We start from the raw sequence: 21,247 nt of genomic DNA, 5'->3' as shown, positions 1-21,247 counted from the left end.
CATGAAATCTCGCTTTCTTGGCTTTTTTTTTTTTCTAGGCCCCGGTCCCAGGGGCTACGTGTTGCTGTGATTCTGTGGCGTGGTAGCTTGCTCCCGTTCGGTTGCGCAGCAACCGCCATTGGGTCTGCTTCGCAGCCCAGCGGGAGCAAGCTCCCTCGCCACACTGTTTTCTAACGGCTACTGTGCCCTCGCGCCTTGCCCGAACGCCTCATCCACCTTGGCCAAGTCCTGTTCGTTCAAGGTGCCGGCGTAGTAATGCAACTTGGTCCAGGCCATCAGGTAGTCGTAGCGTGCCTGCGCCAGATCCCGGCGGGTGGTAAATAGTTGTTGTTCGGCATTCAATGCGTCGAGGTTGACCCGTTCGCCGCCCAGAATGCTTTGCTTGGTCGAGACCACCAGCGCTTCAGCCGAGGTCAGGGCCTTCTGATAAGCGCGCAGCTTGTTGACCCCCGACAGGCAGGCGCTGAACTGGCGGCGCAGCTGGATCAAGGTTTCCCGGGTCTTGCCGTCCAGCTCATACTCAGCCTGTTCCATGGTGCGGCTGGCCTGCCGGGTCGAGGCCGAGACGCCGCCACCGGCGTACAGCGGCACGTTGACTTCGATACCGATGGTTTTGGTGTCGTAGCGCTGGTTGTAGGTGTTGCCGCTTTCCGATTCGTTCTGGCGCATCGAGGCGTAGGCGCTGACTTTCGGCAGGTGCCCGGCGCGGTTGCGTTCGACCTCGTAGCGCGCCACTTCCACCGCCTGGCGCTGGGAGGCCAGGTTCGGGTTATTGGCCACCGCCATCTCGTGCCAGGTGTCGTAGTTGGCCGGTTGCAGGGTGAAGGTCTGGAAGTTCTGATCCAGCGGCGTCAGGTCGCCAATATCGATGGCTGCTACACCCACCAGGGCGCCCAGCTCCCGCAGAGCCGCATCCTGTTCGTCACGCGCTTCAATTTCCTCGGCGGTTGCCAGCTCGTAACGTGACTCGGCTTCGAGGATGTCGGTGCGCGTGCCTTCCCCTTGGCGGAACATCTGCTCGTTCTGCTGGAACTGCTCCTCGAACGCTTTTTTCTTCGCACGCGCGATGTCGATCTGGTCCTGAGCGAACAGCGCCTTGGTGTAATTCTCCAGCACGCGAACCAGCAGTTCCTGGCTCTTGCCCCGGAAGTTTTCATCGGCGAACAGCGATTGCGCCACACCTTTGCGATACGCCGCGTAAGCCTCGTAGTCGAGCAATGGCTGTTGCAAGGTCAGGGTCGAGCCGTAGCTGCTGTAGTTGCGATCTTCACTCTGGCTGTTACCGCGGTCATTCAGTTGCGTGACCTTGGAGGAGTTACGCCCCTTGTTGTAGTTGTAACCCAGCTTCGGCAATAGCCCGGCGCGGCCGATGGCGCGGTTTTCAAGGCCGGCATCGCGCTCCTTGATGGCACCGAGGAACACCGGATCATTGCGTAATGCTTGCTCATAGATGTCGAACGGCCCCATGGCCATTGTGCTGTTGCACGTCAGCAAGGCCAGGGTCGCTGCGAGCAGGGAAAGCTTATTCATACAACCGAACATCCTTATTCCTCGGTCAACGCGGAGCCTGCCCGGTCGAGCAGCGGTTTGAACAGATAGTTGAGGAGTGAACGTTCACCGGTGCGCACGAACATTTCTGCCGGCATCCCGGGCTTGATCACCAGGCCGTTGAGTTTTTCCATGGCCTGATCGCTGACGCTGCTGCGCAGCACGTAATACGGCGCACCGGTTTTCTCATCGACCATTTGGTCGGCGGAAATCAGGCTGACTTCGCCCGGCACTCGCGGGGTACGGCTCTGGTTGAACGCGGTGAACAGAATGTCCACCGGCAAGTGCGTGCCGACCTTGTCGATCAGGTTGATCGGCAAGTGCCCTTCCACTTCCAGGCTGGTGCCTTGCGGGACAATCTCCAGCAGGTTTTCGCCCTGGCGTACTACCGCGCCTTCGGTATGAACCCCAAGGTTGACCGCAATGCCGTCGGCGGTGGCGACGATTTCGCTGTGTTGCAGGTCGAAACCCGCGGAAGTCAGCTGCTCTTCCAGGGTCACGCTTTTGAGCTGCGCGTCGGCCAGTTGGCTGCGCACTTCCTTCTGGTATTCCTCGCTGTGCTGTTGCAGCTTCAGCCGGGATTCGAGGATGCCCTGCTCCACCCGCCCGCTTTCGCCGGTGTTCTCTGCCAATTGTTGCTGCACTTGCGACAGCTGACGCTGGTACTCCATCAAGCGGTTGCGCGGGATGTAGCCGTTGTCTGCCAGGGGCTGCAGATTGCTCAACTGTTGTTGCAGGGAACTGGCCTGGGCTGTCAGGTCCGTGCGCGCGCGGCGCATGCCGGCCAGTTGCGCGCTGGCGCCTTCGATGTTCGCGCGCAAAGCGGCTTGCTCACGGGAAAACGCCTCGCGACGGCTGCTGAACAATTGCCGTTGACCTTCAAGCACCAGCGCCAGTCGTGGGTCGGGATCGTTGCTCAGCTCAGCGGGGAAATTCACCTGCTTGAGGTTGTCCCGTTCACTCTGCCAGCGCGCCAGGCTGGCCCACGCCATGCGGTATTGCGCTTGCAGCGATTGCACGTCGGCCGCGACCTGGGTCTGGTCGAGGCGGAACAACGGCTGGCCTTGTTTCACTACTTGGCCTTCACGCACCAGAATCTGGCTGATCACGCCGTTGCTCATCGATTGCACGGCTTTGCGCTTGCCCGAGACCACCACGGTGCCTTGCACCGGGATGCCTTGATCGAGCGGCGCGAGGCTCGCCCAAGTGAAAAAACTGCCGGCGCCGACAATCGCCAGAATCCAGCCCATGCGGGCGAAGAAACGGGCGTCGCGCTCAGGGCGTTCGGCAATGTAGTCGTGTTCCATCGTCGCTTCGCTGTCGTTGTTCATGCGTGTGCTGCTCATACACCCGAATTCCTGGTCGTGGGCTGATACTGCCGGCTCATGCTGAGCCCGCCCGGTGCCTGCGCGGCTTTTTCACGTTGTGGTTCCTGAGCGCCTGACTGGTTGCCGGCAAGCGCCTTGAGCACGTCCTGGCTTGGGCCGAAGGCTTGCAAGCGACCTTCGTTGAGCACCAGCAACTTGTCGGCCTGGGCCAGGGCCGAAGAACGATGGGTGACCAGAATCACGCTGGTGCCCCGGGCCTTCATGTGTGCGATGGCGCCGGCCAGTGCCGCTTCGCCAACGGTGTCGAGGTTGGAGTTCGGTTCATCCAGTACCACCAGGCTCGGATGGCCGTACAACGCACGAGCCAGCGCCACGCGTTGCTTCTGGCCACCGGACAAACCACTGCCGTCTTCGCCGAGCACGGTGTCGTAGCCCTGGGGCATGCGCAGGATCAATTCATGGACGCCAGCCTGTTGCGCGGCTTCGACGACTTTTTGCGGGTCTGCCTCACGGAATCGGGCGATGTTTTCGGCGATGCTGCCACTGAACAATTCGATGTCCTGGGGCAGATAGCCGATGTAAGGGCCGAGGTCGTCGCGGTTCCAGCGATGAATGTCCGCGCCGTCGAGGCGCACCGTGCCGCCCAGCGTCGGCCAGACGCCGACCAGCACCCGCGCCAGGGTCGATTTGCCGGAGCCGGAAGCCCCGAGCACGCCCAGCACTTCGCCGGCGCCCAGGTTGAAATTGACCATGTGCAAGGTCGCTGCCCGCTGCCCCGGCGGGCCGGCGCTGACTTGCTCGAACGTGATCTGGCCTTTCGGTGCCGGCAGCGCCATCGCCTCGTCACTCGGAGGAAAGGCTTGCAGCAAGGCGTCGAGGCGGCGGTAAGCGAGTTTGGCGCCGCTCCACTGTTTCCACACAGCGATCAACTGATCGATGGGGCTCAGCACCCGGCCCATCAAAATGGAGCCGGCGATCATCATCCCAGCGGTCATGTCACCCTTGATCACCAGCAAGGCGCCCAACCCCAGGACCAGGGATTGCAGGCACAGGCGCAGAGTTTTGCTCAGGGAACTGATGACCGCGCCAGTGTCGCTGGCTTGATTCTGCAAGCCGAGAAAACGCGAGTGCACCCCGAACCAGCGTTTGCGCAAGGCGCCGAGCATGCCCATGGCCTGAATGGTTTCGGCGTTATGCAGGTGACTGGTGGCCAGTTGGCTGGACTTCTGGGAAAAACCCGCGGCTTCGCCCAAAGGTTTTTTGGTCATGGCCTCGTTGAGGCAGGCCAGCCCGATCAACAGCACCGCCCCTGCGGTGGCCAATACGCCGAGCCAGACGTTAAACAGGAAAATCACAAACAGATAGACCGGAAACCACGGCGCATCGAAGAAGGCAAACAACGCCGGGCCGGTGACAAACTGGCGAATATGGGTCAAGTCGCCCAGGGATTGCCCGGCGTTGCCCTCACCCTTGAACAGGTTGCGTTCGAAAGCAGCCTGATACACCCGCAGGTTAAAACGGCGCTCCAGTTGGCTGCCGATACGGATGACGATGAAACTGCGCACGGTCTCCAGCAACCCGATGAAGGCGAAGAACCCGACCACCATCAACGACAACATCGCCAGTGTGGTTTCGTTTTGCGACGACAGCACCCGGTCATAAACCTGGAGCATATAAATCGACGGGACCAACATCAGAACGTTGATCAATGCGGTAAAGCAGCCGACGCTGATCAAGATGCTCTTATAGTCGCCCAGTGCCTTGAATAACGGTGCGGTGGCCGGGCTCTTCGCCATCTTCATTGGTTTTTCCTGAGGTATTAAGCCTCGCCTCACTTGGCAAGGTTCCAATTAACTGTCCGCACACGGGTCGAGACATTCTTTTGCCGGTTATCGCTGACAGATTAATAACAACTCTTTGTGGACTTTAAAGAGCCCTGGTTATTGATCTGCTGCTTATAACTACAACAACGGTCTTTATATTCAGTACCTGCCGTCGGTCCGACGCTTTTCGCTTATTGCGCTGCGCGCGTAAGCGTAATAATCAGCCCCGACTTCAAGGTGCTTTTATAAAGCCCCTCATGCTGTCGGCTGAAAAACACAATTCTTGAGCCTTCTTCCCCGGTCACGGCAATGCCGTCCGGCTCCGGGAACCAGCCCATCGCCGATTTTTCCAGCCAGGCACTGAGGCAATCGGCCCCCTCACCCAGGGTCTGGTCCGATTTAAGCTCTATCGTGCAGACATTCGACGGTTTGTCCTGCAGCGCCTGGGACTCGGGCGAGTCTTGCGCGGTATTCAAAATGGCTTGCCATTTGCCGGCGAGCTCCGACGGGTCGGCTAGTTTCAGACTGCTTGCCATGGCTACTTCTCCAAGAAACATCATCAGCGTCGCTAACAGCCACGCGGTTGTTTTGCAGGTAAAAGCGTTCTGGGTCATAGGGCGTTTTACTCTGGATCGGGGCAGAGAGCGACGCGTAAAGCGCCGCCCTCCTTTATGCCTTGAATCAGGCCACGATGTCCGAGAACGCCGCCTGGCCAACGGTGCTGACCAGGAAATCAGCCACGCCGTGCCCGGAGAAGTCCACCGACAACAGGCTGTTGCCGCCCGAAGTGGTCAACACTGCATCGCCTGCCGCACCGGTGAACGAGTTCACGAAATGCAGGCCCGCGCCTTTGGTGATGCCGGTCAGGTCGATCTTGTCCAGGCCGCTGACAAAATCGAGGATCTGGTCGACCGCGCCTGGCTTGGAGTCGCTGCTGGCCGCGAACACGAAGGTGTCCGAACCCGAGCCGCCCCACAGTTTGTCTGCACCGCCCGCGCCGAAGAGGATGTCGTTGCCGGCACCGCCCTTCAGTTCGTTGGACACACTGTTACCAATCAGCAGGTCGCTACCCGAACCGCCAATCGCGTTCTCGATCGTGACGCCTTTGGCGATGGACACGTTGCCCACCAGGCCGCCAACGTCGGAGAACGAGGCTTCATTGAGGTTGATCTTCTGGTTCTGGGTAAAGCCGGAGAAGTCCAGTGTGTCCTTGCCGCCCGCATCCCACACCGAGAACACGACTTTGTCCGACGACGAAGACGCGCTCAGGAAGTCGCGACCGGCGTTGGAGTTGAAGCCGTAGGTGGTGTCACCGGTGCGGGTGGTGGTGTTGGCACCGTAGAGTTTCTGGATGGCCGCGATATCGTCCATCAGTGGGCCGGAAGAATAAGCTTCCACACCGCCCTTGCTGAAGTTTTGATCGGTATTGCTTTCACTCCAGTAACTCATGACGCTGTAACCGCGGGTGTCTTGCCCGTAAGTCGCGTCATTGTAGGTCGGCGCACCTTCACCGGCGTTGTAATCGCCAGGGTGGGCCAGGCCCAGGGTATGACCGATTTCGTGGGTCAGGGTCTGACGGCCGTAGTTGTTCAGGTCCGGCGTCTTGTTCGGCGTATAGCTGCTGTTGGTCAGGTACCACGAAGTACCGTCATAACCGGCGCCCGTGCCAGGCAGATAAGCGAATGCCGCCGCGCCATCCTGACCACCGCTGTAGTTGCCGAAGGTCATGTGACCGTCGCCACCAGTGGTTTTCTCGGTGAAGGTGACGTTGGCCACGTCGGCCCAGGATTGCATGGCGAGCACGGCCTGGGCTTTCTGTTGCGTATTGAACTGGCTGAACCCGGTAATGCCATGCTTGTTCATGGTGCTCGACGAGGCCGAGGTCAGGAACGTGTAGGTAAGTTCGATTTTGCCACTGCCGTCCTTGTCCTGGTAGGCAGCGCCGTCACGCAGCAGCTGGGTAGCGGCCTGGTCGACGGAGAAGGAGGGTTTGCCATTGACCGTAAGATTGCCGCCACGATCATACTGATGGCTGAAACTATCGATCTGGTTGTAGGCAGAACTGGGTGCAGCCAGCGCTTGCAATGGCTGAAAAGCCTGTTCGGCAAGATCAATAGCGTTGTCTTTTACTTTCGACATAAACACACTTCCTTGTTTAGCAATGGAACAGTTTTTGTCCGATACGACAATCTCTGGCGAGATCGTCCTATCACTCGCCCAATGAAGGCGTAGGAAAACTGACACAATTCGAAATCAAACGTCTACATTTTTTTTGACGTCAAATTGAACTGTTTCGCAGAACTCCAGCAAACATTGCCTGCGCTGTCGAAAGATTGTTTTTAGTTGAGGTTTTCAGCCAGATTGTCCGACAATTTCATATTTAAATATTAAATATTGGTAAGTTGTTTTTTTGCTGATGGCTTCTCGTTTTCTTGACTTGTTAGTGTCAGTGCCAGTGTATTGATATCAACTAAATTAAACGTCCGGTTAGTTGCAATAGTGGTCGGAGACAGAGCTCCGAAGGCCAGTTCATCCCGACACTGCCCTCAGACTACGGCCTGCTAGACTGATTACGCCCTGGCTGCCGATCAACGTTGCCAGGCCACCGCATCCGAGCGGCCAACGCCGCTGTCTCCTGATCTGGAGGTATCCCATGAGCAACAGCAGCGAACTCACTACTTTTACCGGCTGGGCTGCAACATCGGCAGGCGCGCCACTGGAGCGCTATAGCTACGATCCCGGTCCATTGGGCGCCGAGGAGGTGGAAGTCGCCGTGGAGTATTGCGGCGTCTGCCACTCCGACCAGTCGATGATCGACAACGAATGGGGCCTGAGCCACTACCCGTTTATCCCTGGCCACGAAGTGGTCGGCAGTATCGTGCGAGTGGGCGCACAGGTACGCGGTCTCGAAGTGGGACAACGGGTGGGCATCGGTTGGTACAAGGGCAGTTGCATGCATTGCTCCTCGTGTATCGAAGGCTCCCACCAACTATGCAACACAGTCCAGCCCACCATCGTCGGCAGCAACGGCGGCTTCGCCGATCGCCTGCGTTCGCACTGGGCCTGGGCGCTTGCGATACCGGACGGACTTGACCCGGCCATGGCCGGACCGCTGTTCTGCGCAGGCTCGACGGTGTTCAACCCGCTCGTGGAATTCGACGTCAAGCCCACTGACCGGGTCGGTGTCGTGGGAATCGGCGGCCTCGGTCATCTGGCACTGCGCTTTCTCAACGCCTGGGGCTGCGAGGTCACGGCCTTTACCTCGTCGTTGAGCAAGCAGGACGAAGCCAGGCGCCTGGGCGCGCACAACGTGCTCGCCTCTACCGACAGCAACGCGCTGAAATCCATTGCCGGCACCCTGGACTTTCTCCTGGTCACAGCCAACGCCGACCTCGACTGGCCGGCCATGCTCGGCACGTTGCGCGGCAAGGGGCGTCTGCACTTTGTCGGCGTCGTGCCTGGCGCTATTCCAGTGCACGTATTCAACCTGCTGCCCCAACAAAAGAGTGTGTCTGCCTCGCCGGTTGGCTCGCCCAGTACCACGGCAACCATGCTGGAATTCTGCGCCCGCCATCAAATCTTGCCGCAGGTCGAGCACTTTCCCATGAGCCGGATCAACGACGCCATCGATCACCTGCGCAGTGGCAAGGCGCGCTACCGCGTCGTGCTGGACGCCAGCAAATGACAGACTGGCGCGTCGGGTAATACCGCACGCGCCTTTTGCCATCGCTACTCGAGAGGTGTTGCAGGCAGACCGATCAGCTACCGGTCCTGATCTTGTTCCACACCCGCGTCCGCACCCGGTCGATGTTCAACGGCATCGCCTCAAGGGCAAACAATTTGCCCATCATTTCCGGGCTCGGATACACCTTGGTGTCGTTCTTGATCGCCGGATCGATCAGGCGGTCGGCCTGTTCGTTGCCGTTGGCGTAGTGCACGTAGTTGCTGATGCCGGCCATGACGTCGGGACGCAGCAGGTAGTTCATGAACGCGTAACCGGCTTTCTCGTCCGGGGCGTCGGCGGGCATGGCGACCATGTCGAACCAGATGGCCGCGCCTTCCTTGGGAATCGAATAGCCGATGTCCACGCCGTTCCCGGCTTCCTTGGCGCGGTTTTCCGCCTGGAGAATGTCGCCAGAGAAGCCGACGGCCACGCAGATATCGCCGTTGGCCAGGTCGCTGGTGTATTTGGATGAGTGGAAATAGCTGACATAGGGCCGGACTTTCATCAGCAGCGCTTCGGCCTTTTTATAGTCTTCGGGGTTCTTGCTGTGATGCGGCAGCCCCAGGTAATTCAACGCCGCCGGCAACAGTTCGGGCCCGTTGTCGAGGATCGCCACGCCGCACTTTTGCAGTTTTGCCATGTTCTCGGGCTTGAAGATCAGGTCCCAGGAATCCACCGGCGCGTTGTCGCCCAGCACAGCCTTGACCTTGTCCACGTTGTAGCCGATGCCGGTGCTGCCCCACAAATACGGGAAGCCATGCTCGTTGCCGGGGTCGTTGGCTTGTAACGTTTTGAGCAGCACCGGGTTGAGGTTTTTCCAGTTCGGCAGCTGGCTCTTGTCGAGTTTCTTCAGGGCCCTGCCCTCAATCTGTCGGGCCATGAAGTGGTTGGACGGGAATACCACGTCATACCCGGATGTGCCGGTCATCAACTTGCCATCAAGGGTTTCGTTGCTGTCGAAGACGTCGTAACTGAAGGCGATACCGGTTTCTTTCTGGAAGTTTTTTGTGGTGTCCGGGGCGATGTAGTCCGACCAGTTATAGATTTTCACGGTCTCGGCGGCCTGACTGAGGGTCGCGACGAGCGCAAGTGGAGCAAGCGTCAGTGTCTTTCGGATCATTGGGTCGATTCCTGTAGGGGTTGTCTTCTTTTTATTGGAGAACTGGCAGGCAATCAGAGATCAAAAAATCAAAACGTAGGTCTTGCGCACGGTTTCCTGGATGTCCCAGATGCCGAGGCTGTTGGCTGGCAACATCAGTGCATCGCCGGCTTCTATGTAGAGGGTTTCACCGTCATCCGGAGTGAAGGTGCAGCGACCCTGGATGAAGTGACAGAATTCCTGGGCAACGATCTGCCGGCGCCAGCGGCCGGGAGTGCATTCCCAGACGCCGGTTTCGACACCGTCATCGCGTTCGACGCTGGTGGTCGAGGCCACCGCCACGGGCATCCCCAGTGGCACGGCGACGGGCGTTGACTCTTCCAGCTTCAGGGTTGCGGTGTTCTTGAGTTGAGTGATGGGCATGGGAGTACCTGTCGATTGAGAAAACGCCGTTCAGCGCATGAAACCTTCCATGAACCCCGCGACCCGGCCGGCCAGTTTGCGACGCCAGGGCGCGGTGGACGGGTTGGCCAGGGTCTGGTCTTCGTGAACGAAGCTGCGGATGATTGCGTTGTAGCCCAGCCAGCGGCAGGGCTCCGGCTCCCAGGCCTTGAGCGCGTCGAGACCGCCCTGAGCAATCACCCACGGCTGGCGCACCAACTCGGTATCGCGCTGAAGAATCAGATCGGCCAGCGTCCGCCCGCCGAGGTTGCTGGCACCCACGCCCTCCCCGCCATAACCGCCCGACAAGGCGATGCCGCTGGCCTGATCGCAGAGCATGTGCGGCTTGAAGCGCCGGGACATCCCCAGGTTTCCGCCCCAGGCGTGGGTGATTCGCACGTCCTTGAGCTGCGGGAAGAGTTCACCGAACAGGTAGCGTCGTAACTGCACTTCGCTGGCGCTCAGCTCGAAGTCATGGCGCAACTTGCCAGCAAACTGATAGCCGCCACGGGCGCCAAACACCAGACGGTTGTCGGCCGTGCGCTGGCCGTAGGTCACCTGGCGGCTGCTTTCGCTGAACGCCTGACCATGGCTGAGGCCGATGTCGTCCCAGGTCGCGGCGGACAGCGGTTCGGTCGCCACCAGTAAACTCTGCACGGGCAATTGATAACGACTCAGCGGCGGCAACGTGACCGCGTAACCTTCCACCGCCGGTACGATCCAGCGGCTGCGAACCTGCGCGCGGGCGGTACGCAAACTGCTCGACTGCCATTGGGTGACCGGGCTGTTTTCATAAATGTTGACCCCCATGCGCTCCACCGTCCGCGCCAGACTTCGCACCAACTTTGCCGGGTGAATGGTCGCCACGTGCGGTGCATAGATACCGCCATAAGGTTTGGCGATTCTGATCTGTTGCGCCAATTGCTCGGGTCTGAGCCAGCGGTAGTCGGCCTCGGTCAGCCCTTGGCGGTAGAGCGCGTCCAGATAATTGCGCAGGCTGGCTTCCTGCTCCGGGTAACGCGCCGCACAGTAAAGCGCTCCGCCCTTGCGATAATCGCAGTCAATGCCTTCTCGTTCGAGGACGATCTCTACTTCATCAGGGATGCTGTGCAACAGCTCGAAAGAGGCGCGACGTTGTTCCGCCGGTAGTCCGGCGAGCAAGCGGTCTTCACCCAGCAGATTGCCCATCAACCAGCCGCCGTTACGGCCCGACGCACCAAACCCCGCGGTTTGGGCTTCGACGATGGCGATGTTCAGTCCCGGCGCCAGGCGTTTGAGGTAGTACGCGGTCCAGAGCCCGGTGTACCCGGCGCCGATGATGGCCACGTCGACGTCCAGGTCCTGTTCCAACGCCGGGCGCGCCAGCAACGGCTCGTCGAGTTGATCCATCCACAAACTGATCCTTCGCCACGCCGTCATGCAAGACTCCACCGCTCAACACTTCGATGGCGTCGATCCTAGTGCGTGGGCTCAGGGGCTGTCTTGCGCGCGTGCACGCAAAGAAATTTGTTTGGCGTAGGCCTTGGGCGACAGGCCAGTGTGCTGGCGGAAACAGCTGTAAAACGCCGACAGCGAATTGAAGCCTGCGGCAAAGGCGAGCTCATCGATACGCAGTGGCGGCGTGGCGCTGTCCAGTGCCGCGAGCAAATGCTGCAACCGCGCCTGATTGACGTAACGGTAGAAGCTTTGGCCGAGCACCTGGTTCAACAAGTAGGAAATCTGATTGCGGCTGTACCCGCACTCCTTCGCCACCCGTTGCAGATCGAGCTCGGGATCCAGATATGGTTGCTGACGCTGAAAATACTGCTGCAGATCGTCGGCCATGAAACTTAGCTGCCGCGGTGACAGTCCGAGCCGACTGACCGCCGGGCGCAGGTTGCGGGGGGCTTTGCCGGACGCTTGTTCGTGTACGAGGGTGGCGTATTCATTGACCCGCCAGATCAGCCCGTCACGCACGGTGATCGCCTCGCTGGTCCGAAACGACACCAGCCCTTCACCGCCGCGAAGGGTGATGCGGTATTGAATGAACGCCGTGTTGCCATCCAGTCGGATACGGTCCGAGTGCTCCAGCGCCTCATCCGGATCGCGAGGCATGCTGTCACGCACGTACTCGCGCAACGCGTCCAGGCCCATCACGCGGTTCTGGAAAAAGTCGTTGTACTGAATGTCCGGATGATAAAGCGCCATCACACCGTCCAGATCCCGGTGCTTCCAGCGCAGGTGGTAACGCATGACCGTGTCGCCCGTGGCCTGGGTTTGCGACGGACCATCATCATCGGCGTGCATAGAGGACTCGACGAGAAAAAACCGAGCTTGCCGAAGTTCTGTCCGGGCTTCAATGACCGATGGGATGCCCAGCAATGCTGGCCGTTGGCCGAGATGCCGGTATCTCATGACCTGCATCAAAAAAAACTGAACCAATCGCTGAACGGTCTGAAAAATTCCACATGATTTTCACATCCGGGTGCTACTTTTAAAGACAGTCACCGGTTGAGCCATTGAAGGCTCTTCCCTCCTAACATGAGCTAAAGGAAGCGCTCGATGAAGAAGGTGGGCAACACATGAATCAAGGTTCATTCAGCAAGGTCACTTTTCCAAATGCCTGCCAGCTGATGCGCTGGCATTTTCATCCCATGGGTTTCGAAGCGACCATGGATGCACCGGGCAGCATGGTTGCTCGTCTATTCGACCGAGCCAGCGGCGAAACCATGATCGCCATTGCCGGTATTCCTTGTGCAACGGTCATGAACGCTGCCGATGTAGAGCGGATTATCGAAGCGGTCGAGGATGAGCTGGAAGCGTTCATTCCTCCGCAGGCGCTTAGGAGTTATGCCTGACGGTCAGGACAAAGGCGCGGGACTATTGTGGCGAGGGGGCTTGCCCCCGTTGGGCTGCGCAGCGGCCCCAAAAAAACATTCACTGCGATCCTCCAGGTAAAACGCATCAACCGGATTTGCGACTGCTACGCAGCCGAACGGGGGCAAGCCCCTCGCCACACAAGCCCGCTCCCACATGAATTGCGCTTAACTGATAGACATCAGGGCCTGGGCCAAATCGGCGCGTAGGTCTTCGACATCCTCCACCCCCACAGACAAACGCACCAGCGCATCGCTGATACCTAGCTGCGCGCGGGTTTCTGCGGGGATGGTGGCATGAGTCATGATCGCCGGGTGCTCGATCAGGCTTTCCACCCCGCCCAGGCTCTCGGCCAAGGCAAAGATCCGCACACTCTCGAGAAAACGCCTGGCGCCCGTCAGGTCGCTGTTCAGCTCGACGGAAATCATCCCGCCGAACCCGCGCATCTGCCGCCGCGCCAATTCGTGCTGCGGATGCGATGGCAGGCCCGGATAATACACGCGTGCCACTTGCGGCTGACGCTCCAGCCATTGCGCCAACTCCAGCGCGTTGCTGCAATGACGTTCCATGCGCAGCGCCAGGGTTTTCACCCCGCGCAAGGTGAGGAAGGCGTCGAACGGCCCGGCGATAGCCCCCACTGCGTTCTGCAAAAAGCCCAGGCGCTCGGCCAGATCGACGTTTTGCCCGACCACCGCGATGCCGCCGATCACGTCGGAATGACCGTTCATGTACTTGGTCGTCGAGTGCAGCACGATATCGAAGCCCAACTCCAGCGGGCGCTGGATCCACGGGCTGGCGAAGGTGTTGTCCGCCACGCAGATGATGCCGCGCTCGCGACAGATGCGTGCGACGGCGGCGAGGTCAGTGAGGCTGAGCAAAGGATTGCTCGGCGTCTCGACCCAGACCATCCGCGTGTCATGCTGCAACGCCGCTTCGAAGGCCGTCAGGTTCGTCAGATCGACAAAGCTGAAGCGATGCCCCGCGCTGCGTCGGCGCACCCGCTCGAACAGGCGGAAAGTCCCGCCGTACAGATCATTGCCGGAGACGATGTGCGCGCCTGCGTCGAGTAGTTCGAGTACGGTGCCGATCGCCGCCAGTCCGGAAGCAAAGGCGAAAGCCTGGGTGCCGCCCTCAAGATCCGCCACGCAACGCTCCAGCGCAAAGCGCGTCGGGTTGTGCGAACGCCCGTAATCGAAGCCCTTGTGCACGCCGGGGCTCTGCTGCGCATAGGTGGAGTTGGCGTAAATCGGCGGCATCAGCGCCCCGGTGGTCGGGTCCGGTGTTTGTCCGGCATGGATCACGCGGGTGGCAAAGCCCCGCGGTGCGGTGGTTTCATCGTGCTGACTCATGCCAGTGATCTCCGCAAGTGATTGAGCATGTCGACGCGGGTAATCAGGCCATGGAAGCCCGAGGTGTCGGCGATGATCGCCACCAGCCCACGGTCGAGCACCGCCTCCAGTTCAGCAAGACTGGCGCCGGGAGGCAGGGTTTCGAGTTTGTCGGTCATCGCGCTGGTCACGGTCATGCGAAAATGCGTAGCGTCTTCATGCACGCCAAACAGAATATCGGACTCGTCGATGACCCCGACCAGCCGCTGCCCATCCACCAGCACCGGCAGTTGCGATACATCCGCCAGGCGCATGCGCTGGAACGCCGTGAGCAAGGTGTCGTCCGGGCCGACGCTGACCACCCGGCCATCCTCGAAACGCCGCGCGATCAGGTCACGCAAATCGCCGTAGCGTTTGCGCGCAAGCAGGCCCTGATCGTTCATCCACTGGTCGTTATAGATCTTCGACAGATAACGGGTGCCGGTGTCGCAAACGAAACTGACCACCCGCTTCGGCTCGGTTTGCTCGCGGCAATAGCGCAATGCCGCCGCCAGCAAGGTGCCGGTCGAAGAGCCGCCGAGAATGCCTTCGGCGCGCAGCAGCTGGCGGGCATGATCGAAGCTTTCCTCGTCGCTGATTGAATAGGCCTTGCGCACGCTGGAAAGGTCGGCAATCGACGGAATGAAGTCCTCGCCGATGCCCTCCACCGCCCAGGAACCGGGCGTACCGAGGGTGCCGCTGCGGCTGTATTCGGCCATCACCGAGCCGACCGGATCGGCCAGCACCATTTCCAGATTCGGTTGTACGCGCTGAAAGAAACGAGTCAGCCCGGTCAGCGTGCCGGCCGAACCGACACCGACCACGATGGCATCCACATCATGCTGAGTCTGCGCCCAGATCTCCGGCGCGGTGCTGCACTCGTGGGCCAGCGGGTTGGCCGGGTTGTTGAATTGATCGGCGAAAAACGCGTCGGGAATATCCTTGGTCAATCGCGCCGCGACATCCTGATAATAATCGGGATGGCCCTTGCCGACGTCGGAGCGGGTGATATGCACTTCGGCGCCCATCGCCTTGAGGTGCAGGACCTTCTCGGTGGACATCTTGTCCGGCACCACCAGCACCACCCGATAACCCTTGGCGCGGCCAACCAGTGCCAGGCCCAGACCGGTGTTACCGGCCGTCGCCTCGACGATGGTGCCGCCGGGGCGCAAGCGACCATCGCGCTCGGCGGCGTCGATCATCGCCAGGCCGATGCGATCTTTGATCGAACCGCCTGGGTTCTGCGATTCAAGTTTGAGAAACAGTGTGCACGGGCCGGTATCGAAGCGGCTGATACGCACCAGCGGCGTATTGCCGATCAGTTCGAGCACGGCGGGACGGGAGTTGTTCGGCATGTCGTCACCTCGCTACGGGTATCCGCACTGGATGGACAGCGACCTGAAGCCAGTCGAGCACATCCGTCGCGGTCAAAGCCTCGCTTGGACCATAGGCCGGGATCGCGCCACTCGCAACTTTTGTGGCGAGCGAGCTTGTTGTGGCGAGGGAGCTTGCTCCCGCTTGAGTGCGCAGCGCTCACAAAAACCGGCAATGCTTGTCGCATTTTTGGGGCAGCTACGCAGCCCAGCGCGAGCAAGCTCCCTCGCCACAGGTTTTTTTGACTCAAGACTCTCTTGAGGATCAGGCCTGCACTTTTCCCTGACGGTGATCAGCAAAAAACGCCTTGCCCTTGCCGATCCGGTCGGAGGCCTTGGGCATATTCGCCGCCTGGGTATCCTGGCCATCGACATACCAGTAGCAATGGCTCACCGCCCGGGTGATGCCCACGTACGCCAGTCGCAGGATCTCGTCTTTCTGTGCGCTGTCGTAGGGCTCGCTGTCGCCGGCCCTGCCGAGCCCGGCCATGCGATAGACCTGGTTCTTGTAAGGCGAACTGGTCAGATGCTGGCAATCTCCCAGCAGGAATACCGCATCAGCTTGCAGGCCTTTGGCGCTGTGATAGGTCAGTTGCTTGAGCCGTCGCGCGTCGTACGGCAAGCTAGAATCAACATTAACTACAGACTGAATATGCTCTTCTATCAATGACTTATCGCTACTTTTTCGATAAAGCATCAAGATTGAATCGCCTTTTCTGTAGTGCTCAATCAGGCGCTGGGCCATGCCCTGGTCATCCCGATCGAGAACGTTCACCGGCAGCAACGCCTTGGGTTCTCCGCTGGCCTTGGCCTTCTTGCCGGCGATTGCCGGTGCGGCGCGGACGATGTGCTCCGCCGCGTCGATGATGTGCTGATGGCTGCGGTAATTGTCGCTGAGCATCACCTTGGTCGTGCTCGGTGACGGAAACTCCTTGTTGAACTCCATGAAGTAGCTCGGCGAGCTGCCACGCCAGCCGTAAATCGATTGCCAGTCGTCCCCCACACACAGCAATGACGAGCGTTGCGCCCCGCGCCCTACGTGCATGGCCGGGCCACGACTGCGGATCTCGGCCAAGCTGGCGCGAATCCAGGAAACGATCTGCGGCGACACGTCCTGGAACTCATCGATCATCAAGTGCGACATCGGCCTGAGCAGTTCATCGCCGAGCAACTTGAGATTCTCCGGTGAATGCTCGCTGAACAGGGCAAACATCCGGTTGTAGGTCATCACGGGTGGCGATTGATCCAGCAGATGATCTTCCAGCGCTCGCCAGAACAGGCTCAAGGCCTCGAAGAAGAATCGGTCCGGGTCATCCTTGGCGAAACTCATCTGGCCCACGGCATTGGGCACATCCAGGCCGAGGTTTTCGATAAACCCGGCTGCCGCGACAAAACAGTCCAGCAACGGCGCGGAAGCAAGTTCGCCCTTGACCTTGTAATCAAAGCCCGGCCCGGCGCTGGCATCACCGGCAAGCGACGCCAAAACACGTTTTGAAGATTCGTAACTATCCATCCATATCAATGGCTTACGACAGAAAGCTTGAAACAGGGTGCGCTTTACAGCCCATTCCGCACGCACGGTCAGCTTGGCATTCGGGCGGCTGACCTGTGGGTTTTCCCGAGGATCGAAACCCAGCACCACCCAGGCATCCAGTGCCGGAATATAGCCGTGGCAATGGAAGGTCGAACCGTTGATGTCGAAGGTCTGACGGTTCGGCTCGATGCCCTTGATCGGCCAGGCACCGGCGCGAAACCACAGGTCCTCAATGGTGTCGCACAGCTCTTCATCGCGTTTGGCGGCCAGTTCAGTCACCGCCATGCGTTTTTGCACGTCCGGGTGATCGCGTTCCAGTTCCTTGAGCTGCAAGGCGTGACGAGACAACGGTTTGATCAATTCACGGAAACGCTCATCGCGAGTGTGCAGGTTGTGATAGCAGGCATTGAGTTGCTGGCGCTGGGCGTCGTTGATTCGCAGGTCGAAGGGATTGCTATCGACCTCCTCATCGGCACCCTGAACGCGGAAGCTGAGGTTTTCGAAGGCTTGCAGCCGTTCGAAACCCGGCAGGCTACGCACCATTGGCAGGATCCGCGAATGAAAGGTGCGCACCAGGTCCCGCGCTTCTTTGAAGCTGAGTGCCCGGCCCCACACGGCAAACAGTTCGATCAGCTTATTGATGAAGTCCTTGCGCGACTCGCGGGTAAAGGTCACCACGGTCATCGAGCTCAGCTCAAACCCCAGGTAATGGCTGAGCAACAGGATTCGCAGCACCAGAGTGGTCGACTTGCCCGCACCCGCCCCGGCGATCACTGAAGTCGACGGTGTGTCACTGAAAATCATTTTCCATTGGGCAGCGCTTGGCTGGGCATGCGCAGGCAGCAGTCGCGCCACGTCGGCCTTCATGCGCTTCTTCAGCTCGGCGCTCAATGGCAGGCGCCAATCGTCGAACAGGTTGTCATCGACGTTAGGCGGTCGATGCTCGGTCGAGCGCGAGTCACGAATCAGCAGCACTTGCCGGCCTTCTTCCAGGCCCTCGAGCTTGCCTTCCTTATAGCCGTATTCCACGCCAGCGCTGTGACCGCTGCGAAAACCGTCGGCTTGCCCGTGCAGCCAGGACGCACGGTGTTGCGCGCGCAAGCGGGTCAGGCCGTGGCCAAAGAACCGGGCGGCCAGACGTTTGAGCAAAGGCATCTCGGCCAGGGGACGAAGTTCGGGCGGAAGATCGGGTGTGTGTTGCGGCACGCAGGCGGACTCCAGTGTGTGAGGCTGTCGAGGGCTATGGTGTCTGCATTTGCCGTTGAGTTCTAGTGAAATGCTTACAGGTCATTGGCTTATGCGATGAAGTGAAGGCTGGATGAGAAAAATTCGAGATTATTCGATATCAAATAATTCGATGGTATTGAGGCATTTTTTACGCTTTTTATCGATGGGTGCCTGATGGATGATACTGACCATCAACCACCGGTTCTCGTTTGTGGCTCAGACGTTCTGCCCCATGACGAACCTTTTTCAGGAGACGATCATGCTTGAACTCAGACCTTTCAACTCCCTGGGCGGCGCGCACCATGGCTGGCTGGATGCTCATCACCACTTTTCGTTCGCCGAGTACTACGACCCCAAACGCATGAACTGGGGCAACCTGCGGGTATGGAACGATGACGTGATTGCCCCCGGCACCGGGTTCCCGCAACACCCGCACCGGGACATGGAAATCATCACCTACGTTCGTGAAGGCGCGATTACCCACCAGGACAACCTGGGCAACAAGGGCCGCACTGAAGCGGGTGATGTTCAGGTCATGAGCGCCGGCACCGGGATCGCCCACAGTGAATACAACCTGGAAGCGACCGAGACCCGGATCTTTCAGATCTGGATCATCCCCAACGAAACCGGTCTGGCACCGTCGTGGGGCGCCAAGCCCTTCCCCAAAGGCCAGCGCGAAGGCTTCGTGACCCTGGCCAGCGGCAAGGCCGGCGACGATCAAAGCCTGCGGATTCGCGCCGATGCGCGTCTGGTGGCGGCCAACCTGAAAGCCGGGGAAACGGCGGAGTATCGTCTGGACAGTGGCCGTCGCGCTTATCTGGTGCCAGCGACAGGAGCGATTGAAGTCAATGGCTTGCGCGCACAAGCTCGAGACGGGGTTGCGATAGCCGATGAGCAAGTGTTGCGGGTGACTGCGATCGAGGACAGTGAAATCGTGTTGGTGGATTTGGCTTGATAAGGTAAATGCGCGACAAAAAAAGGGGCGACCGTTAATGGTCGCCCCATTTTTATGTGTAGCCATTGTGATGAGGGGATTTACCGTGGCGAGGGGGCTTGCCCCCGTTGGGTTGCGAAGCAGCCCCAAAACCAGCAAGCGCGGTGCATCAGGTACACCGCATGCAATGGTTTACGACTGCTTCGCAGCCGAACGGGGGCAAGCCCCCTCGCCACAGGCAAGACCCCACACCACAGGGGCCTCAATCACTTCGCAGAAATTGCGCCATCCACAAGCGTCTGAGCCTCGGCCACCAGTTGCTTGAGGTGGTCGTCACTGACAAAGCTTTCTGCGTAAATCTTGTAGATGTCCTCGGTGCCCGACGGCCGCGCCGCGAACCAGCCGTTCTCGGTCATGACTTTCAGACCGCCGATGGCCTGGTCGTTGCCCGGCGCATGGCTGAGGATGCTCTGGATCGCTTCGCCCGCCAGTTGAGTCGAGGTGACCTGCTCCGGCGACAATTTGCTCAGCAGAGCTTTCTGTTCAGGGTTGGCCTTGGCGTCAACGCGTACCGAGAACGGCTCACCCAGTTCATCGGTCAACGCGCGATAGGCCTGGCTTGGATCACGGCCCGTGCGAGCGGTCATTTCAGCGGCCAGCAGCGCCGGAATCAAACCGTCCTTGTCGGTACTCCAGACACCGCCGTCCTTACGCAGGAACGACGCACCGGCACTTTCTTCACCGCCAAAACCCAGGGAGCCGTCGAACAGACCGTCGGCAAACCATTTGAAACCGACCGGCACTTCGTACAGACGACGGCCCAGACGTTTGGCGACGCGATCGATCAAGCCGCTGCTGACCACGGTTTTACCCACGGCCGCATCGGCGCGCCACTGTGGACGGTTCTGGAACAGGTAGTCGATCGACACCGCGAGGTAGTTGTTCGGCGCCAGCAAACCACCGGACGGAGTCACGATGCCATGACGGTCGTGGTCCGGGTCGCAGGCAAACGCCACGTCGAAACGCTCTTTCAGGCCGATCAGGCCTTGCATCGCGTGACTGGACGATGGGTCCATGCGGATCTGCCCGTCCCAGTCAACGGTCATGAAACGGAACGTTGCATCAACCTGTTTATTCACCACTTCCAGGTCCAGGCGGTAGTGCTCGGCAATTGCCGACCAGTAGCGCACCCCTGCTCCGCCCAGCGGATCGACACCCAGACGCAGCTTCGCATCGCGGATGGCGTCGAAGTCGATCACGTTGATCAGGTCAGCGACATAGGTGTTGAGGTAATCGTGACGATGGGTAGTGCTGGCCTTCAGGGCCTGCTCGTAGCTGATGCGTTTGACGCCGGCGAGCTTGGCTGCCAGCAACTCGTTGGCCTTGGCTTCGATCCACTTGGTGATGTGGGTATCGGCCGGGCCGCCGTTGGTTGGGTTGTACTTGTAGCCACCGCTCTGCGGCGGGTTGTGGGACGGCGTGATGACGATGCCGTCCGCCAGGCCTGAAGTGCGCCCACGGTTGTAGCAAAGAATCGCATGGGAAATGGCCGGCGTCGGAGTGTACTCATCGCCTTCGGCGATCATCACCGTCACACCGTTCGCTGCCAGCACTTCCAGGGCGCTGGCACCGGCCGGCGTGGACAGCGCGTGGGTGTCGATCCCGACGAACAGCGGGCCATCGATGCCCTGGGCTTCGCGATACAGGCAGATCGCCTGGCTGATGGCCAGGACGTGCCATTCATTGAAACTCAAGTCGAACGAGCTACCTCGGTGTCCGGACGTGCCGAAGGCGACGCGCTGGGTAGAAATGGCTGCATCGGGCTGGCCGGTGTAATAGGCCGTTACCAGTCGCGGGATGTCGACCAACAGTTCTGCCGGTGCCGGTTTGCCCGCAAAAGGACTGAGTGTCATGCAAAACCTCTGAGAGAGAGTGGTTCGGGATAGGAACGCAGTTTACTGACAGTTTGGCTGTCGCGCGACGTTATCGAATG

General features: G+C 59.9%; 16 protein-coding genes. 3 read left to right on the top strand and 13 right to left on the bottom strand.

Going from position 1 to position 21,247, the window contains the following annotated elements:
- Window positions 1-177: 177 nt before the first annotated feature.
- From ACCC96_RS16830 to ACCC96_RS16810, 5 genes are all read right to left on the bottom strand, one after another.
- Entirely contained in the window at window positions 178-1,542 is a 1,365-nt protein-coding gene (locus ACCC96_RS16830) for a TolC family outer membrane protein (protein ID WP_413696377.1), read from the bottom strand.
- A 2-nt stretch (window positions 1,543-1,544) separates the two neighbouring features.
- Window positions 1,545-2,894: an HlyD family type I secretion periplasmic adaptor subunit gene (locus tag ACCC96_RS16825; protein ID WP_019649882.1), complete on the bottom strand. Its 1,350-nt coding sequence runs from the start codon at window positions 2,892-2,894 to the stop codon at window positions 1,545-1,547.
- On the bottom strand, window positions 2,891-4,678 hold the full coding sequence (locus tag ACCC96_RS16820) for a type I secretion system permease/ATPase (protein WP_019649883.1): 1,788 nt from the start codon (window positions 4,676-4,678) through the stop codon (window positions 2,891-2,893). The genes ACCC96_RS16825 and ACCC96_RS16820 overlap by 4 nt, the downstream gene beginning before the upstream one ends.
- 212 nt (window positions 4,679-4,890) lie before the next feature.
- Window positions 4,891-5,313 (bottom strand): protease inhibitor Inh/omp19 family protein, encoded by a 423-nt coding sequence (locus ACCC96_RS16815; protein ID WP_258668472.1) that lies wholly within the window; start codon window positions 5,311-5,313, stop codon window positions 4,891-4,893.
- Window positions 5,314-5,380: 67 nt separating this feature from the next.
- Window positions 5,381-6,838: a serralysin family metalloprotease gene (locus tag ACCC96_RS16810; protein WP_413696376.1), complete on the bottom strand. Its 1,458-nt coding sequence runs from the start codon at window positions 6,836-6,838 to the stop codon at window positions 5,381-5,383.
- A 514-nt stretch (window positions 6,839-7,352) separates the two neighbouring features.
- Between ACCC96_RS16810 and ahr the strand changes: the two genes are divergently transcribed.
- On the top strand, window positions 7,353-8,384 hold the full coding sequence (gene ahr / locus ACCC96_RS16805) for an NADPH-dependent aldehyde reductase Ahr (RefSeq protein WP_413696375.1): 1,032 nt from the start codon (window positions 7,353-7,355) through the stop codon (window positions 8,382-8,384).
- Between the two features lie 73 nt (window positions 8,385-8,457).
- Here the strand turns inward: ahr and ACCC96_RS16800 are convergent, their stop codons facing one another.
- The 4 genes from ACCC96_RS16800 to ACCC96_RS16785 are packed head-to-tail and all read right to left on the bottom strand — an operon-like array spanning window position 8,458 to window position 12,249.
- Window positions 8,458-9,543, bottom strand: coding sequence for a polyamine ABC transporter substrate-binding protein (locus tag ACCC96_RS16800; protein ID WP_413696374.1), 1,086 nt, complete (start codon window positions 9,541-9,543; stop codon window positions 8,458-8,460).
- A 60-nt stretch (window positions 9,544-9,603) separates the two neighbouring features.
- Window positions 9,604-9,945 carry a cupin domain-containing protein gene (locus ACCC96_RS16795; RefSeq protein WP_413696373.1) on the bottom strand — a complete coding sequence of 114 codons (342 nt, stop codon included), beginning with the start codon at window positions 9,943-9,945 and terminating at the stop codon, window positions 9,604-9,606.
- Window positions 9,946-9,975: 30 nt separating this feature from the next.
- Complete coding sequence (locus ACCC96_RS16790) at window positions 9,976-11,382, bottom strand: NAD(P)/FAD-dependent oxidoreductase (protein WP_413696372.1); 1,407 nt, start codon at window positions 11,380-11,382, stop codon at window positions 9,976-9,978.
- 51 nt (window positions 11,383-11,433) lie between these two features.
- Window positions 11,434-12,249, bottom strand: coding sequence for a helix-turn-helix domain-containing protein (locus ACCC96_RS16785; RefSeq protein ID WP_413696371.1), 816 nt, complete (start codon window positions 12,247-12,249; stop codon window positions 11,434-11,436).
- Window positions 12,250-12,524: 275 nt separating this feature from the next.
- On the opposite strand from ACCC96_RS16785, the gene ACCC96_RS16780 reads away from it, so the two are divergent.
- Entirely contained in the window at window positions 12,525-12,800 is a 276-nt protein-coding gene (locus ACCC96_RS16780) for a DUF1652 domain-containing protein (RefSeq protein WP_413696370.1), read from the top strand.
- 186 nt (window positions 12,801-12,986) lie between these two features.
- Here the strand turns inward: ACCC96_RS16780 and ACCC96_RS16775 are convergent, their stop codons facing one another.
- The 3 genes from ACCC96_RS16775 to ACCC96_RS16765 form a co-directional block, all read right to left on the bottom strand.
- On the bottom strand, window positions 12,987-14,168 hold the full coding sequence (locus ACCC96_RS16775; RefSeq protein WP_413696369.1) for a cystathionine gamma-synthase: 1,182 nt from the start codon (window positions 14,166-14,168) through the stop codon (window positions 12,987-12,989).
- On the bottom strand, window positions 14,165-15,541 hold the full coding sequence (locus tag ACCC96_RS16770) for a pyridoxal-phosphate dependent enzyme (protein ID WP_413696368.1): 1,377 nt from the start codon (window positions 15,539-15,541) through the stop codon (window positions 14,165-14,167). Before ACCC96_RS16770 ends, ACCC96_RS16775 begins: the two co-directional genes overlap by 4 nt.
- A gap of 283 nt (window positions 15,542-15,824) precedes the next feature.
- Entirely contained in the window at window positions 15,825-18,299 is a 2,475-nt protein-coding gene (locus ACCC96_RS16765) for a UvrD-helicase domain-containing protein (protein WP_413696367.1), read from the bottom strand.
- A gap of 280 nt (window positions 18,300-18,579) precedes the next feature.
- Between ACCC96_RS16765 and ACCC96_RS16760 the strand changes: the two genes are divergently transcribed.
- On the top strand, window positions 18,580-19,275 hold the full coding sequence (locus ACCC96_RS16760) for a pirin family protein (RefSeq protein ID WP_019579022.1): 696 nt from the start codon (window positions 18,580-18,582) through the stop codon (window positions 19,273-19,275).
- A gap of 245 nt (window positions 19,276-19,520) precedes the next feature.
- Here the strand turns inward: ACCC96_RS16760 and pgm are convergent, their stop codons facing one another.
- The gene (gene pgm / locus ACCC96_RS16755; RefSeq protein ID WP_019579023.1) at window positions 19,521-21,167 is read right to left on the bottom strand and encodes a phosphoglucomutase (alpha-D-glucose-1,6-bisphosphate-dependent); all 1,647 of its coding nucleotides are present in this window, start codon (window positions 21,165-21,167) and stop codon (window positions 19,521-19,523) included.
- Between the last annotated feature and the right edge of the window lie 80 nt (window positions 21,168-21,247).

The organism is Pseudomonas sp. Pseusp11 (genome assembly GCF_047304405.1).
Taxonomy (GTDB): domain Bacteria; phylum Pseudomonadota; class Gammaproteobacteria; order Pseudomonadales; family Pseudomonadaceae; genus Aquipseudomonas.
This window is presented reverse-complemented; position numbering and strand designations above follow the sequence as displayed.

Excerpts from the sequence above, each read along its gene's own strand:
- ACCC96_RS16830 (WP_413696377.1), bottom strand. The coding sequence starts at position 1,542 with ATGTTCGGTTGTATGAATAAGCTTTCCCTGCTCGCAGCGACCCTGGCC.
- ACCC96_RS16825 (WP_019649882.1), bottom strand. The coding sequence starts at position 2,894 with ATGAGCAGCACACGCATGAACAACGACAGCGAAGCGACGATGGAACAC.
- ACCC96_RS16820 (WP_019649883.1), bottom strand. The coding sequence starts at position 4,678 with ATGAAGATGGCGAAGAGCCCGGCCACCGCACCGTTATTCAAGGCACTG.
- ACCC96_RS16815 (WP_258668472.1), bottom strand. The coding sequence starts at position 5,313 with ATGACCCAGAACGCTTTTACCTGCAAAACAACCGCGTGGCTGTTAGCG.
- ACCC96_RS16810 (WP_413696376.1), bottom strand. The coding sequence starts at position 6,838 with ATGTCGAAAGTAAAAGACAACGCTATTGATCTTGCCGAACAGGCTTTT.
- ahr (WP_413696375.1), top strand. The coding sequence starts at position 7,353 with ATGAGCAACAGCAGCGAACTCACTACTTTTACCGGCTGGGCTGCAACA.
- ACCC96_RS16800 (WP_413696374.1), bottom strand. The coding sequence starts at position 9,543 with ATGATCCGAAAGACACTGACGCTTGCTCCACTTGCGCTCGTCGCGACC.
- ACCC96_RS16795 (WP_413696373.1), bottom strand. The coding sequence starts at position 9,945 with ATGCCCATCACTCAACTCAAGAACACCGCAACCCTGAAGCTGGAAGAG.
- ACCC96_RS16790 (WP_413696372.1), bottom strand. The coding sequence starts at position 11,382 with ATGACGGCGTGGCGAAGGATCAGTTTGTGGATGGATCAACTCGACGAG.
- ACCC96_RS16785 (WP_413696371.1), bottom strand. The coding sequence starts at position 12,249 with ATGCACGCCGATGATGATGGTCCGTCGCAAACCCAGGCCACGGGCGAC.
- ACCC96_RS16780 (WP_413696370.1), top strand. The coding sequence starts at position 12,525 with ATGAATCAAGGTTCATTCAGCAAGGTCACTTTTCCAAATGCCTGCCAG.
- ACCC96_RS16775 (WP_413696369.1), bottom strand. The coding sequence starts at position 14,168 with ATGAGTCAGCACGATGAAACCACCGCACCGCGGGGCTTTGCCACCCGC.
- ACCC96_RS16770 (WP_413696368.1), bottom strand. The coding sequence starts at position 15,541 with ATGCCGAACAACTCCCGTCCCGCCGTGCTCGAACTGATCGGCAATACG.
- ACCC96_RS16760 (WP_019579022.1), top strand. The coding sequence starts at position 18,580 with ATGCTTGAACTCAGACCTTTCAACTCCCTGGGCGGCGCGCACCATGGC.
- pgm (WP_019579023.1), bottom strand. The coding sequence starts at position 21,167 with ATGACACTCAGTCCTTTTGCGGGCAAACCGGCACCGGCAGAACTGTTG.